At 61.4% G+C, this 13617-nt stretch carries 14 protein-coding genes; 7 read left to right on the forward strand and 7 right to left on the reverse strand.

The window, feature by feature from the left end:
- Positions 1 to 45: 45 nt before the first annotated feature.
- The 6 genes from V1288_RS31185 (at position 46) to V1288_RS31210 (ending at position 5086) form a co-directional block, all read left to right on the forward strand.
- Positions 46 to 1236 carry an NADH-quinone oxidoreductase subunit D gene (locus V1288_RS31185; RefSeq protein ID WP_334360670.1) on the forward strand — a complete coding sequence of 397 codons (1191 nt, stop codon included), beginning with the start codon at positions 46 to 48 and terminating at the stop codon, positions 1234 to 1236.
- The gene (locus V1288_RS31190; protein ID WP_334360671.1) at positions 1236 to 1886 is read left to right on the forward strand and encodes a uracil-DNA glycosylase; all 651 of its coding nucleotides are present in this window, start codon (positions 1236 to 1238) and stop codon (positions 1884 to 1886) included. Before V1288_RS31185 ends, V1288_RS31190 begins: the two co-directional genes overlap by 1 nt.
- A gap of 289 nt (positions 1887 to 2175) precedes the next feature.
- Positions 2176 to 2589 carry a YybH family protein gene (locus V1288_RS31195; RefSeq protein ID WP_334360672.1) on the forward strand — a complete coding sequence of 138 codons (414 nt, stop codon included), beginning with the start codon at positions 2176 to 2178 and terminating at the stop codon, positions 2587 to 2589.
- A gap of 42 nt (positions 2590 to 2631) precedes the next feature.
- Entirely contained in the window at positions 2632 to 3285 is a 654-nt protein-coding gene (locus tag V1288_RS31200) for a glutathione S-transferase family protein (RefSeq protein WP_334360673.1), read from the forward strand.
- A gap of 299 nt (positions 3286 to 3584) precedes the next feature.
- Entirely contained in the window at positions 3585 to 4214 is a 630-nt protein-coding gene (locus V1288_RS31205; RefSeq protein WP_334360674.1) for a DUF1326 domain-containing protein, read from the forward strand.
- Positions 4215 to 4264: 50 nt separating this feature from the next.
- Complete coding sequence (locus tag V1288_RS31210; RefSeq protein WP_334360675.1) at positions 4265 to 5086, forward strand: DUF2182 domain-containing protein; 822 nt, start codon at positions 4265 to 4267, stop codon at positions 5084 to 5086.
- Between the two features lie 135 nt (positions 5087 to 5221).
- Here the strand turns inward: V1288_RS31210 and V1288_RS31215 are convergent, their stop codons facing one another.
- Positions 5222 to 5677 carry a hypothetical protein gene (locus tag V1288_RS31215; protein WP_334360676.1) on the reverse strand — a complete coding sequence of 152 codons (456 nt, stop codon included), beginning with the start codon at positions 5675 to 5677 and terminating at the stop codon, positions 5222 to 5224.
- Between the two features lie 122 nt (positions 5678 to 5799).
- Between V1288_RS31215 and V1288_RS31220 the strand changes: the two genes are divergently transcribed.
- The gene (locus V1288_RS31220; protein WP_334360677.1) at positions 5800 to 6513 is read left to right on the forward strand and encodes a tetratricopeptide repeat protein; all 714 of its coding nucleotides are present in this window, start codon (positions 5800 to 5802) and stop codon (positions 6511 to 6513) included.
- Positions 6514 to 6871: 358 nt separating this feature from the next.
- Here V1288_RS31220 and V1288_RS31225 read toward each other — a convergent pair whose 3' ends face one another.
- The 6 genes from V1288_RS31225 to V1288_RS31250 all read right to left on the reverse strand — a co-directional run bounded on the left by V1288_RS31225 (position 6872) and on the right by V1288_RS31250 (position 13222).
- Positions 6872 to 7624, reverse strand: coding sequence for an ABC transporter ATP-binding protein (locus tag V1288_RS31225; RefSeq protein WP_334360678.1), 753 nt, complete (start codon positions 7622 to 7624; stop codon positions 6872 to 6874).
- Positions 7618 to 8685: a FecCD family ABC transporter permease gene (locus tag V1288_RS31230; RefSeq protein WP_334360679.1), complete on the reverse strand. Its 1068-nt coding sequence runs from the start codon at positions 8683 to 8685 to the stop codon at positions 7618 to 7620. Before V1288_RS31230 ends, V1288_RS31225 begins: the two co-directional genes overlap by 7 nt.
- Positions 8682 to 9854, reverse strand: coding sequence for an ABC transporter substrate-binding protein (locus V1288_RS31235; protein WP_334360680.1), 1173 nt, complete (start codon positions 9852 to 9854; stop codon positions 8682 to 8684). Before V1288_RS31235 ends, V1288_RS31230 begins: the two co-directional genes overlap by 4 nt.
- The gene (locus V1288_RS31240; protein ID WP_334360681.1) at positions 9851 to 11080 is read right to left on the reverse strand and encodes an MFS transporter; all 1230 of its coding nucleotides are present in this window, start codon (positions 11078 to 11080) and stop codon (positions 9851 to 9853) included. Before V1288_RS31240 ends, V1288_RS31235 begins: the two co-directional genes overlap by 4 nt.
- 178 nt (positions 11081 to 11258) lie before the next feature.
- Positions 11259 to 11738 (reverse strand): TonB-dependent receptor domain-containing protein, encoded by a 480-nt coding sequence (locus V1288_RS31245; protein WP_334360682.1) that lies wholly within the window; start codon positions 11736 to 11738, stop codon positions 11259 to 11261.
- Entirely contained in the window at positions 11690 to 13222 is a 1533-nt protein-coding gene (locus V1288_RS31250; RefSeq protein WP_334360683.1) for a TonB-dependent receptor, read from the reverse strand. Before V1288_RS31250 ends, V1288_RS31245 begins: the two co-directional genes overlap by 49 nt.
- Positions 13223 to 13617: the final 395 nt, after the last annotated feature.

Genomic DNA, 13617 nt, shown 5'->3' on the forward strand with positions numbered 1-13617 from the left:
GGGCGAGCGAGGAGCAGCCGGTCGCGTTGGAAGCTGAAGTTCGCCATGGCAGAAAATGCCGTTCGCAATTTCACCATCAATTTTGGGCCGCAGCACCCGGCCGCGCATGGTGTGCTGCGCCTCGTGCTCGAGCTCGACGGCGAGGTGGTGGAGCGGGTTGATCCGCACATTGGGCTCTTGCACCGCGGTACCGAGAAGTTGATCGAGCACAAGACCTACCTGCAGGCGATCGGGTATTTCGACCGGCTCGACTACGTCGCGCCGATGAACCAGGAGCACGCCTTCTGTCTCGCAGCGGAAAGGCTGCTCGGCATTGAGGTGCCGCGTCGCGGCCAATTGATCCGCGTGCTGTTCTGTGAGATCGGACGCCTGCTGTCGCATCTGCTCAATATCACCACGCAGGCGATGGACGTCGGCGCGCTGACGCCGCCCCTGTGGGGCTTCGAAGAGCGCGAAAAGCTGATGGTGTTCTATGAGCGGGCTTCCGGCGCGCGCATGCATGCAAATTACTTCCGTGTCGGCGGCGTGCACCAGGATCTGCCGCCGAAGTTGATCGACGACATTGAAGCGTTTTGCGATCCCTTCCTGGGCGTGGTGGACGATCTGGACCGGCTGCTCACGGGAAATCGCATCTTCAAGCAGCGCAATGTCGACATCGGCAAGATGACGCTGAAAGACGCCTGGGGGTGGGGTTTTTCCGGCGTGATGGTGCGCGGTTCGGGCGCGGCCTGGGATCTGCGCAAGGCGCAGCCTTACGAGTGCTACGCCGAGATGGACTTCGATATTCCGGTCGGCAAGAACGGCGACTGCTACGATCGCTACCTGATCCGCATGGAAGAGATGCGCCAGTCTGTGCGTATCATGAAGCAGTGCATCCAGAAACTGCGCCAGCCAGACGGCCAGGGGCCGGTTGCGGTCGAGGACAACAAGATCTTCCCACCGCGCCGCAGCGAGATGAAGCGCTCGATGGAAGCGCTGATCCACCACTTCAAGCTTTACACCGAAGGTTTTCGCGTGCCCGCCGGAGAGGTCTACGCCGCGGTCGAAGCTCCGAAAGGCGAGTTCGGGGTCTATCTGGTCTCCGATGGCACCAACCAGCCATATAAGTGCAAGATACGGGCGCCCTCGTTCGCGCACCTCCAGGCGATGGATTTTCTCAGCCGCGGCCACTTGCTGGCCGACGTCTCGGCGATCATTGGCTCGCTAGACATCGTGTTTGGGGAGATCGATCGATAATGCCGCAAACCGAGGGAGCTCGCGCACCAATCGCCCGAATTTCGCAAGTCCTGGAATCGGTTCGGAAAGCTGGCCGACGGGATCGATCCCCATCTGTACGAGGTCGTCGAAACAAACTTCTCGATCACCGTCGCGTCGCGCCTGAAGGTCTGTTCCGGCAACCGCGTCTATACTTGATTGGCGAAGCGCCAGGTGCCGTGGAAGCCGCGCAGGGCAAACCCTTCGTCGGGCCGGCCGGCAACGCATTGCGGAAAATGCTGGAGGAAAGTGGAATCGACCCTGGACAGCTCCGTTTGGCGAATGCCATTCCATTTCGGCCCATCGAGTGCTCGAAAGGCCGCAAACCACGCAATCGCAGTCCGACGACTGGGGAAATTCGGCACTATGGTGCGGCGGTGCTCACCGACATCCGACGTTCTAGCCCGGCTGTGATCGTTGCCCTTGGCAGCACAGCGGCTCGTCTATTCGGCGAGTCGCAGTTGATTCGAGCAGCCCGCAAGGCAAAGCTGCAATTTGAGGGCCATCCGCTGCGCATCACGTTCCACCCAGCCTACGTCCGCCGCTTCGGCGGAAGAAACGGCGACGCTTGGCGTCAGACGGTCGCCGACTTACGCCAAGCGTGGGAGGAATCGGGGTCATCGAGCGCTTGAAGCCACTCGGCGAGGCGCAGCGCTCCGGGCCGCCGCATCCGCGTCAGGTCGTACGCAAAAATGGCGGCGCAGCTTGCGAAGGGCAAGGACCAAATGCCGGGCGCCAGAGCTGAACTAACCAAATCGGGCGCAATGCCTTTTCAGGACCGCGCCTCGCCACCGACTCGCGGACAGAAGCGGTTCTTCGGGCCGTCCTTCTTCGCTCCAGCGTCGAAATCGCACGACGGCGCGCGCGTGTCGGATTCATGCCCATATGTTCGTCCTCAGTGTACACAAGGGATCCAAAGCCATGTCTGAACATGCCAGCAGCGAAGAGACCCGGATCAAAGCCCTTCTCGAAACCTGGGCGGACGCGGTCCGTCGGCACGATGTTCCCGCCATTCTCGCTCATCACGAGCCGGACATGGTGATGTTCGACTTGCCGCCGCCTCTGCAATGCAAGGGGGTCGAGGCGTACGAACGGACCTGGGACCTGTTTTTCCGCTATCACAAGCCCGGAACGGCCTTCGACATCCAAGAGCTTGCCGTGACCGCGGGACAGGACGTCGCGTTCGCGGTCGCGATCATGCGCTGCGGTCCCAACTCATCCAGTAACCCCGCGGACAAGGACGGTTTTCTATTTCGGCTGACCGTGGGCCTGCGCAAGGTCGACGGCGACTGGCGCATCGCGCATGAGCATCACTCCGTACCTGCGAACGACTAGTCCACCTGCAGCCGACGATTTTGGCCAAGGAGGAGCCTCACGATGACCATCACGATTACCGCCTTTGAACGGTCACCCGATGGCGGCAAGGGACTGGCGCGTGATACGCGCGTTCGCTGGGCGCTGGAAGAAGTGGGCCAGCCCTACGAGGTTCGTCTTGTTTCGTTCAGGGCGATGAAGGAACCCGCACATCTGGCGCTTCATCCTTTCGGGCAGATTCCGACCTACGAAGAGGGCGATCTCGGCTTGTTCGAGACGGGGGCGATCGTGTTCCACATCGCGCAGCGCCATGCGGGCCTGCTGCCGGACGATGCCAATGCCCGGGCGCGCGCGATCACATGGATGTTCGCCGCGCTCAGCACGGTGGAGCCGCCGATCCTTGAACTTGTAACCGCCAGGATCCTTGAGGGCGACCAGTCCTGGTCCGCGCAACGCATGCCTCTCGTCGAGGATCGCGTCCGTAACCGGCTGGGCCAACTTTCCCGTCGCCTTGGCGATGCCGACTGGCTCGATGGCGCGTTCAGCGCGGGCGACCTGATGATGGTGTCGGTGCTGCTCAGGTTGAGAGCGTCGGGCTTGCTGGACGAATATCCGAACCTCTCCGCCTATGTGGCCCGTGGCGAAGCGCGGCCCGCCTACAAGCGTGCCTTCGACGCTCAATTGGCGGTCAACACCGGTAAGCCACCGAGCGGCTGATCGAGGTCCGTCCTGGGCTCGAAAGCATGACGCAGGCGAAGCTCGCCAAGGCGGACGTTCTAATCAACCACCGTCATCTTGCGGCGGCGCGGTAGACCCTTTCGTTCTCGATCCGCGCCTGTTCTAGCCGAGATCCGAAGAAGCGGGCCTACCCGCCACCAGCAACGTCCACCGCGCCTTTCCCCGCTGTATTTCGATAGTGGAATCGACTTGCGGTACTTCTCCGCGCAGCGTAATTTTCAACTACACGTAGTTCATTCGAAAGCAATCTATCGGGTTCGGCCTGGCGGGAGAGAACGATGGCGGACATCCCATGGCACCTTTCCGGTGACTATTTCGAGAATTGCAGTTGCAGCATCGTGTGTCCCTGCCTCGTGTCGGCGGCGCCCCCGTTGGCCTCGCGACCGACCGAGGGCTTCTGTAACGTTCCGCTGATCTTCCACGTCGAAAGCGGCCGCTATGGCGACATCGCGCTCGATGGGCTCAACGTTCTGGTTATCCTCCACGCACCTGGGGTCATGGCAGACGGAGATTGGTCGGTGGCCGCCTATATCGATCAGCGCGCCAACGATGAGCAGACCGAGGCCCTAGCTGCGATCTTCACCGGCGCCGCCGGTGGTCCGATGGCCGCGTTTACACCGCTGATCAGCAAGAACCTGGGGGTGAGCAAGGTTCCGATCACATTCCGCATCGACGGCAAGACGCGCTCCGCGGAAATCCCTGACATTCTGCATATGTCCGTCGATCCTTTGCCGACCATGCATCCGAGCGGAGAAATGTGGGCGAACATCGGCCATCCGGTTAGCCCCGACAAGATGGTGATGGCCGTCGGCGCTCCCGGCAATACGTTCAGCGATCATGGCATGCGCTGGGATAATTCCGGCAAGAACGGCCTCTATGCACCAATCCGCTGGTCGAACCAGGCCTGATGCAACTCCTGATACCGGCCCTGCGACAAGGCCGGCAACGTCAATCGCAAATGACCGACAGCACCCTGGAAACCGTGCTTCGGCGCGATCGCTGGGTCGTCGGCGGCGCGATCGGAATCATTGTCGCGTTGGCATGGAGCTATGTGCTCTGGCTCGTCAACGACATGGACATGGGCGGCATGGACATGAACGGGCTCCGCATGATCCCGGCCGGGATCGGAATCATGTTGCCGGCCAACGAGCCATGGCGAGCGATCGAGTTCGCGTATGTGTTCCTGATGTGGGCGGTGATGATGGTCGGAATGATGGCGCCCTCGGCAGCGCCCATGATCCTCATGTACGCCCGGGTGGGTCGACAGTGGAAAGCGCAGGGCAAGCCGTTCGCCGCGACCGGCTGGTTTGCGGCCGGTTATCTCCTCGCCTGGAGTGGCTTTTCGCTGGCAGCCACCTTTCTCCAATGGGTGATCGAGCGGGCAGCCTTGCTGGATTCCCAGATGGCGATCGCCAGCAACCTTCTCGGCGCAATCGTACTGGTCGCGGCGGGAGTCTATCAATGGACACCGCTCAAGGACGTCTGTCTCGCCCAATGCCAGTCGCCGTTTCAGTTCCTGATGCGCCACGGCGGCTTTCAGAACCACCTGCGAGGCTGCCTGCTGCTGGGGCTTCGACACGGAGGCTATTGCGTCGGCTGCTGCTGGGTTTTGATGGCGCTTTTGTTCGTAGGCGGGGTAATGAATGTGCTTTGGATTGCGTTTCTGGCGCTGCTTGTCCTTTTGGAGAAACTTACGCCGGTCGGACGATGGATCGCGCGTGCTGCCGGGATTGCATGTGTGGCCGCGGGCGCGTGGCTGCTGGTGTCCTTGCCGCAGTGATGAGCAACCTGCGGCTTCCTGATCGTCTCAGCGTCCGAGCTTGGCTCGACCTTCTTTCGGAAAATGTCGGCCTGCTACGCCATTCTTGAGGGCATCACGGAGGAACTCTACGGCCGCGTGCGCCTCCTTTTGCGATCACATGAAGCCTGGGTTGCGCGGCAGATACTGGGCCCAATTGCCGAATTCTCGCGACGACATCAGCAACATAGGAAACTTGATCCGCATTCCGTGCTCCATCGCGACGTTGAGAGCCGCCTTGCCTGCGCCAGGCAGGAACGCCGATACCCGCGACGAGCCGCTCTCGGCCGCCAGGTGCAGCGCTGTTCTCAAGGCGGGAGCGACAGCGTGGGGCTCCATGACTGCGAGCGGCCCGATATGTCCGCCGGCGTCCACGTAAGTATAGCCCGCCCAATCGCTTCGGTCGTAGAGATTGAACCCTCGCGTCCCGCTATCGTTGACTAGATAGCGGTGATGCTTTTCGCGCGAGACGCCAAGAACCCGCTCGTCCGCTTGCGCAAGACGACGTAGGGTCAAAGCTTCTGCCTTGAGCGGCGTGACGTCGTATCGCGAGCCGTGCAAATTACCGATCAATTTCTCTCGCGATGCGCTGACGCCGTAGATGGGAAATCGCGGCCAAGCCGACCCCGAGCATTACCGCCTATGATCTGGTCCTGTTGGGGAATGAGCGGTGGCGTCAGTTGACCGTGAGGGGCATGGCGGAAGCCAGGGAGTATTTTCGGAACGCCGTCGCGCTTGACCCGCAATATGCCCGCGCTCACGTCAACATCGCCTGGACCATAGTCTGCGATGTGTTTCTCGAATCGCCCGCCACTGCGACTTTGGACGAGGCGCTTCGCGAGATCGAGACCGCGCTCGATATCGACGACGGCGACGCCTGGTCTCATGGTGTCTTCGCACAGCTGCTGTTCCTGCTGAATGAAGACGTCAAGGCCGAAATCCATTTCAGCCGCGCGCTCGCGCTCAATCCAAACGATGCTGATGTCGCCGCCGTTTTCGCTAACATCCTGGTCTACTGGGGACGGTGGCGCGAGGCGCTCATATGGATTGCGACAGCCAAACGGCTCAATCCCTTTCCGCCCAACCTGTACCACTGGTATCACGCGCTTGCCCTCTATTCGGGGCGCGAGTACGAGCGGGCGGTCAAAGCGTTGATGGAGGCGCGATCGCTCGATAGGTGGTCGCACGGCCTCCTCGCGGCCTGCTATGCGCAGATGGGACGGCTCGGCGAGGCGCAGTCCGAAGCAGACACGTTCGTCAGCGAACGGCGTCGTGAACTGAATGCGAATGGCGAAGCCGCGCCCGCGAAGACCCTCGACCTCGCTCGGGCCCGAGCCGAAAGGTATCGCGATTCCACGGACCGCAAACACTTCCTCGACGGATTGCGCAAGGCGGGTTTCACCAGTTGACCGCTCGCAGCCGTCTCTCTTGATCGAACGCGGAGTAACAAAGTGGGAGTGGAAGGATCTAAAGATATCTTTTCATATCAATGATTTACGCCATTGGTGCGCTCGGAGGGCGGAGAAGATGTTAGGAACTTCAATAAGTTGCAGAGTTGGGTGAAAGTCCGAAGTGCGTTTCCCGCCTATTGGTGCTTTTCAAGCCGAGCGCTAGAGCTGAACTAACCAAATCGGTCGAGAATGTTTTTGACAACAATTACTGGGCCGGTGTCGCGAGCTTTCACCTCGGCGGAGGGTGCGCCGTCGAACGGTGAAGTTGTCCTTTACGACGGACTTCTGAGCCCGGCCAGCCCCTGACGGTGGGGCGTCAGATTGCGTCATCGACGATCAAATGCGGCTTGCCCTGCGAACAGGGCTCGACACGCGCCCTGATGCGAAAGGTTGCGGCAAGGTTTTCCGGCGTCAGGACGCCGGCCGCCGTTCCGAAATCGTGCAACGTTCCATCATAGAGGATTGCGACCTTGTCGGCGAACTTCAATGCGAGGTCGAGATGGTGCAGCGCGATCAGCACGAGCATGCCGCCGTCATGCGCAAGGCTGCGCACCTGCCGCATCGCTTCCAATTGGCGGTGCATGTCCAGCGCGCTGGTCGGCTCGTCCAACAGCAGCACCTGCGGTTCGCGCACGAGACATTGGGCAAGCCCGACGAGCTGGCGCTGTCCACCGCTCAGCTCGGAAAGAATTTCATTGGCAAGATCGCCCATATCGAGTGCTGCCAGCGCTCGATCCACCGCGATCAGATCAGACCTCTCCAGACGCCAGCCGCTGACCTGCTTGCGCGCAAGAAGGACGGATTCGAATACAGTCAGCACTGCGCCTGCCGTTTGGTCCTGAGGCATGTAGGCGATGGCGCGATCCGCATCGCGCACACCTTCCAGCCGGCACTCGCCGGATCCCGGAAGAATGGCCGCCAGGCGCCGGAACAGCGTCGACTTGCCCGCAGCATTCGGCCCAATGACGGCCACCACCTCGCCACCATGACAGGGCGGAAGCGTCACATCGCGCAGTACCTGGCGTGATCCGAAGCGGGCGCCGAGGCGATGCGTGCTCAGCACTACCATATCTCTCTTCCGCTTCTCAGGATCAAATAGAGGAAGACCGGCAATCCGATCGCTGAAGTGACGATGCCGATCGGCAGGACGGCGCCGGGTACCACGATTTTGGCGAGGATCGAGCTGCACGACATGATCAGCGCACCGGTCAGCGCGCTCGCGGGCAGCAGGAAGCGCTGGTCTTCGCCGACCATCATGCGGGCGATGTGCGGGCCGACGAGACCGATAAAACCGATCGTGCCGACAAACGCAACGGGGATCGCCGTCAAAAGCGAGACCAGGATCAGGGTTTCGAGCCGCAGGCGCCGCACGGGAATGCCGAAGCTCGCCGCGCGCGCCTCGCCAAGACGTAATGCAGTCAACTGCCACCGGCGGTGCAGAAAGACCGGCAAGGTTATAACCACGACCAGCGCGGTGATAGCGAGCTTGGGCCATGTTGCCTTGGTGAGGCTGCCCATGGTCCAGAAGACGATGGCCGCGACCGCCTGCTCGGCAGCGAAATACTGGGTGATAGCAAGCGCCGTATTGAAACTGAAAACCAGCGCGATGCCCAAAAGCACGATCACCTGGATCGAGGCTCCGCGCCGCAGGCTGGCCAAATGGATCAGGAAGGCGGTTGCCATGGCCACGACGAAAGCATTGGCCGCGACAATGTAATCGCCCACCATGGGAACCAGCGCGACACCGAAGGCGAGCGCCAGGGCCGCGCCAAAGCTTGCACCGGCGGAAATGCCCAGCGTGAACGGACTCGCCAGCGGATTGTTCAAGATGGTCTGCATCTGAGCGCCGCCGATGGCAAGCGCCAAACCGACCACGACGCCCATAAGGGCCGATGGCATGCGGATCGACCAGATAATGACGCGCATCTGCGCATCCGCCTCTGCTGGCAGGACGAGCGTGCGCACAACATCTTCAAGCCCGTAGCTGGCCGGCCCGGTCGAAAGGTCGCCGACCAATGCAATGCAAACCCCGACCACCAGCACGAGGAGAACGATCCACCGCCTGACGCTGAGCGCCTGATAGGCGTCGCGTCCGGCTAATGTCAGCGCTTCGGTATGGAGATCTGTCATCGCTGGTTATCGGAAAGGCTGACGCTATAGCCGGGCCGGTAGTCTATCGGCAGGAAGCGACGATGGTATTCGGCAAAGGTTGCATTGGGATCCAGATAGGCAAACAAGTCGGGGTGGAACCACTTGGCCAATTGTTGGACGGCAACAAATTCGTATGGGCTGTTATAGAACTGGTGCCAAATGCCGTGAAAATTCCGCGCCTTCTTTGCTGCGATACCGGTATAGGCGTCGCGAGTTGTGAACCATTCGAGCTTCTTGCGCGTCAGCCGAGGATCCGCCCCCGGTCCCAGCGGAATCCAGTGGCCGCCGGGCACATAGGCTTGCCAGTCGGCGCTGGTAACCACCACATGCACGGGATCGGCGACGATGACCTGTTCGGGGCTGACCTGCCCGAAGGTCGAAGGAATGATATCGCTGCCGATATTATGGCCGCCAGCGAGTTCGACATATTTGCCGAAATTCTCTGCGCCGAAAGACAGGCAACAATCCTGCGAGTAGCCGCCGATCCGCTCGACGAACACGTTGGGGCGTTTCGGTTGCTTGGCGGCAAGGACGTTGGTAACCGCAGCCATGGCCTGGCGGCGAAACGAGATGATTTCCTCCGCACGCGCCTCGCGCCCCATGATCCTGCCCAGGAGCCGGATGGTCGGCTCGGTATTTTCCAGGGGACGGTGGCGAAAATCGACATAGATAACCGGTATGTTCAGCGCCGCGAGCTTCTCGATGTAGTTGGCGTCCTTGTTGGCCTGCATGGCTTCAAGATTGAGCAGCACCACATCAGGCTTCTGGATGATCGCCGATTCGATGTCGATCAGGCTATCCTCCTGGCCCTTAAAGGCAGGAAGCTTCGCTAGTTCAGGAAACACTTCGAGATACTGCGCGTAGGTGGCCGGGTCGGCCGCGATCAGATCGGTGCGCCAGCCAACCACATGGGCCAGAGGATTCTTAGGTTCCAGCGATGCGATGAGATAGAGCTGCCGGCCTTCCCCAAGTAGCATTCGCTTGACGGGCGCGTTTAGCGTCACCTGGCGGCCCGCGATATCCGTGAGCGTAAGCGGCGCTTGTGTCTGTGCCAGTCCAGATTCGCCGGCAAATGCGGCCAGCGGAAGCAAAGCGGTCAGGACAAGAGCCGTCACCGCAGCATGCAGCAGCGATCGGTATTTCGTCATGATCGGCTTCCTTTTTGTGTGGGCTGCCTGATTTTCAGCCATATGCCGAGAGCCGACAAAAATGACAAGGCGTAAAGCGTGGCGACGAGCGGGAAAGCGGCTTCGAGACCAAAGAGCTGAGTGACCGCGACGCCGGCAATGATGCCGCTCGCGGAAGCACCTTGCAGGGAAGCTTGCGCAACGCCCAGAATCGAACCTTGCCGATCATTAGCCACGGCTGCCGAGATGAGTGCAAGAAGGACCGGCGTCGTTCCCCCGAGAAGCGCTCCCCAGATAAAATATAGGAACGCGAACACGGCAACGGAGCCCGTGCTTCCCGCCAGATGCGTAACCAAAACGCACGCGGCCGAAATCAGCACGTTGCCGCCCAGCACATAGGATGGCGTTCGATTCTCGAAGAGCCGCGCCCATAGCGGCGCGGCCACGACAAAGCCGCACGCCAGCAGCCCGTAGGTGAAGCCGGCGACCCAATGCCGGGCGCCAAATACCTGGGTCATGTACAGTGAGAAAGGAACCTGCAGGACCATGCGGCTGGCAAGCAGCATCCCCATCAAGGCAAGAAGAGCCGCGATCGGAACACCTGTCGGCGCCTTCGGCTTTCCGATGCCCGCGTTTTCGGGGCTGGCGGCAACAGCTCCCGGCCTCGGTACGGGCAGGCTCAACCAGGCAACGGCAGCGCACAGCGCACAAATTGCCCCAGCGGTCAGATTTATTGCGGCAAAAGGGAAGCTATCGAGAATGAGCCCGCCCAGGAAGGCGCCGCCCAGCGAGCCCACATTGGTGGCGACCTGAAGCCAGGCGAACAGGCTTGCGCGATCCTTCCCGCCGGTAATCTGCACGCCGTAGGCCTGCGCTGGGGCGATATAGCCGGCGCAGGCGCCCTGCAGGAAACGCAGCGCCATGATCGTCCAGACATCCTGTGCAACGGCAACAAGCAGTTGCGTGGCCGCTAGACCGCCGAGCGCCCGAACCATCATCAGCCGATTGCCGTAGCGATCGCCCATTCGCCCCCAGAAGGCGCTGGTCAGCGACATGCCAATCATCGGGCAAACGTAGACACCCACACCTGCCAGTCCAAAGACGCTGTCCGAAGGGCTCAACGCTTTGATTTGGATCGGCCAGAATGGACCACTCATTTCCATGGCACCCATGGAAACGAATTGCAGCCCGAACAGCAAAGCAAAAACAGGTCCGAAGCCGCGAAGCGCGGCGGAAACATTTGTCATTCCGCCCATGTTGGCGCATTGAGGCAAACTTTCATATCGCCAGCCTGATTTTATGAGCAGGAACCGTTCATGCAGCGCCCTCGGGATGGCACCGTTTCATTGATGCGGATGCACAGCGATAACGAGAACAGAGGGTTTTGCAACCATGAAGCGTCTCACCAAATTGCAAGAGCAGCGACTACATGTCCACGGTCATCGAAAGCAGATACGTGCGCGGTGCTCCCAGGAAGAACGTTCCAAATGAGGCCACGCTCGACCAGTAGTTCTCACCGGTCACATTCTGAACGTTGGCGCGGAAAACCGTCTTCCTGCCGTTGATTGCCGTCGTGTAGCGGGCGCCGAGATCGAGCCGCGTCCAATCCGGGATCGGCTGCTTGTTGTCCGCATCCACGAACTGCCTGCCCGTGTAGATGACGGCCCCATTCAGCGTGAGCCCGTTCACCCACGGCAGATCCCACTCGGCGCCAATATTGGCCTGTACGTTCGGAACGCCGATCGGCGTATTGCCCACGCGCGACGCGATAGCGGATTTCGTCAGGGTGCCATCCAGCAGCGAAACGCCTCCGAGGACGCGAACGTCGGGCCTGAGCTCGCCGAAGACGTTGAACTCTATCCCACGTACCTGCGTTTCGGCGGTCGCCGCGGCGCGCCCAGCCACCAGTTCGCCACTCCCCTTCGATATCTCGAAGGCGCTAAAGGTGGTTGCGACCCGGCGCCGAAGTCCACCTTGATGCCGGCCTCGTACTGTTTGGCGATGTGGGGCGGGAGCAGTTCGCTGCCATTGGAAACATTCGGCTGCGACGGCGCTATATCGCCCCGACTTAGACCTTCGATGTAGTTCGCATACAGGGAGACGTTGTCCCGGGGCCGGACGACGAGGCCGACCACTGGAGTGGTCGCGCTCTTGTCATAGGAGTTCAGCAGCGTCCCGACATTGGCGAAATAGTTGTTCGCCTCGACGCCCTGGCGCCGGACACCCAAGGTCAACAGGACACGCTCATCGAGCACGGACATGGTGTCGGCAATCGAGAGCCCCGTGAGTTGGCTGTCCGAGAGCCGAGGGCGATCGCTGATCTCGTTTGCGAACTGAGTTGGCGCCACGGTCGGGCTATAGATGTTCGAGGAGACCTGACTGCCATTGGTCGTCCGCCGGTGCAGCACGTCGTGATAGACGGAGGCCTGGAAGGTGACGGCATGCCGGACGAAGCCGGTATCGAAGCGGGCGCGGACGCCGCCATCATAGGTGTGTCGATCGATGCTGAGCCCGAAGAATTGCGGCGTCGAAGTGGTGTTGCCGCTAGCACTGGTGATCGTCGGAAGACCGAAGAACCGCTCGACATTGGTCCGCGATCCGCCGACGTCGGCGAACAGCGTAACCTGATCGTTTACATCGTATTCGTTGCGCCACAGGACGGATTGATCGTTGATGCGCGACCACTCCCAGCGCTGCATCACGTTCAGCCGGCCGTCCGGCGCTTTGGGCACTTGCAGATTGGGCTGTTGGGGATCCATGAGGAACGGACGTGACGGAGCGTCGAACCGGTCGGTCTGGGCGATCAGGTAGAGCCAGGACCGGTACCGTTCGCCCTGATAGTCGAGGGCCAGCGATCCGACGCCCGTCGTTTCAGATTGGCGGTCAATCGGTGTGTCGCCGCCGCGCAGGCTGCCGGTGGCGCGCACGCCCCATTCCCTGCCCTCGCCGTAGCGCCTCGCGACGTCCCAATGGCCGCCGAACCGCGCGGTCGAACCGTAACCGGCGGTGAAGCGGGTCAAGTCCTCTCCCGCGCGCTTAGGCACCACATTGATGACGCCGCCGACGCCGCCATTGGGCGCGATCCCCGAGAGCGCGGCTGACGGACCCTTGAGCACCTCGATGCGCTCGACGTAGTCCGTGAAGATGCGGTAGCTCGGCGCGATGCCGTAAAGGCCCTCGAAGGCGAATTCACCATTGTTGCCTTCGTTGATCGGGAAGCCGCGAATATTGAAGGAATCGACCACGCCGCCCGTAGGGTGGGAGCTGCGCACGGAAGGATCCAGGATCAAGGCATCCGCACCCGTCGCCGCCTGCTGATCCCGGATGAATTTGTCCGTGTAGCTCGTCACGTTGAACGGTGACTTCATCGTGTTGGTGTTGCCGAGCATTCCCAACCGCGCGCCTTGAGCGACCTGGCCGCCTGCAAAGGCGGGGACGACACCAGGCTGCGATTGCACCGCGGGCGGTTTCGGCTTGCGGCGTGGCGGGAACGGTGGTCCGCCGTGAAGCCGATCGGACCCGGGCGTCACTTCGCTTGGTTGGCGCGCGGCGGACCGACTGCTGCGCCGGAGCATCGACGGTAACGGGTGGAAGGGAGTTGCCGCCTTGCGGTGCCTGCGATTGAGCAGGCGATTCGAATGCCGCCAGCAACGCCGCTCCACCCAGCAATGTCGCACCAAAGCGAACTACCGTCCCAACTCCACCCGCACGTCGCATTCCAGATAGTCCCCCCATCAAAAGCACGTCGCCCAACGTGACATGGCTCTACGCTCGACCAGCAACG

Origin of the sequence: Bradyrhizobium sp. AZCC 2176 (assembly GCF_036924645.1) — a bacterium.
Lineage (GTDB): Bacteria > Pseudomonadota > Alphaproteobacteria > Rhizobiales > Xanthobacteraceae > Bradyrhizobium.

What these genes read in the sequence shown, in the direction of transcription:
- V1288_RS31185 (WP_334360670.1), top strand. Translation starts at nt 46, where the DNA reads ATGGCAGAAAATGCCGTTCGCAATTTCACCATCAATTTTGGGCCGCAG.
- V1288_RS31190 (WP_334360671.1), top strand. Translation starts at nt 1,236, where the DNA reads ATGCCGCAAACCGAGGGAGCTCGCGCACCAATCGCCCGAATTTCGCAA.
- V1288_RS31195 (WP_334360672.1), top strand. Translation starts at nt 2,176, where the DNA reads ATGTCTGAACATGCCAGCAGCGAAGAGACCCGGATCAAAGCCCTTCTC.
- V1288_RS31200 (WP_334360673.1), top strand. Translation starts at nt 2,632, where the DNA reads ATGACCATCACGATTACCGCCTTTGAACGGTCACCCGATGGCGGCAAG.
- V1288_RS31205 (WP_334360674.1), top strand. Translation starts at nt 3,585, where the DNA reads ATGGCGGACATCCCATGGCACCTTTCCGGTGACTATTTCGAGAATTGC.
- V1288_RS31210 (WP_334360675.1), top strand. Translation starts at nt 4,265, where the DNA reads ATGACCGACAGCACCCTGGAAACCGTGCTTCGGCGCGATCGCTGGGTC.
- V1288_RS31220 (WP_334360677.1), top strand. Translation starts at nt 5,800, where the DNA reads ATGGCGGAAGCCAGGGAGTATTTTCGGAACGCCGTCGCGCTTGACCCG.
- V1288_RS31225 (WP_334360678.1), bottom strand. Translation starts at nt 7,624, where the DNA reads ATGGTAGTGCTGAGCACGCATCGCCTCGGCGCCCGCTTCGGATCACGC.
- V1288_RS31230 (WP_334360679.1), bottom strand. Translation starts at nt 8,685, where the DNA reads ATGACAGATCTCCATACCGAAGCGCTGACATTAGCCGGACGCGACGCC.
- V1288_RS31235 (WP_334360680.1), bottom strand. Translation starts at nt 9,854, where the DNA reads ATGACGAAATACCGATCGCTGCTGCATGCTGCGGTGACGGCTCTTGTC.
- V1288_RS31240 (WP_334360681.1), bottom strand. Translation starts at nt 11,080, where the DNA reads ATGACAAATGTTTCCGCCGCGCTTCGCGGCTTCGGACCTGTTTTTGCT.
- V1288_RS31250 (WP_334360683.1), bottom strand. Translation starts at nt 13,222, where the DNA reads ATGCTCGGCAACACCAACACGATGAAGTCACCGTTCAACGTGACGAGC.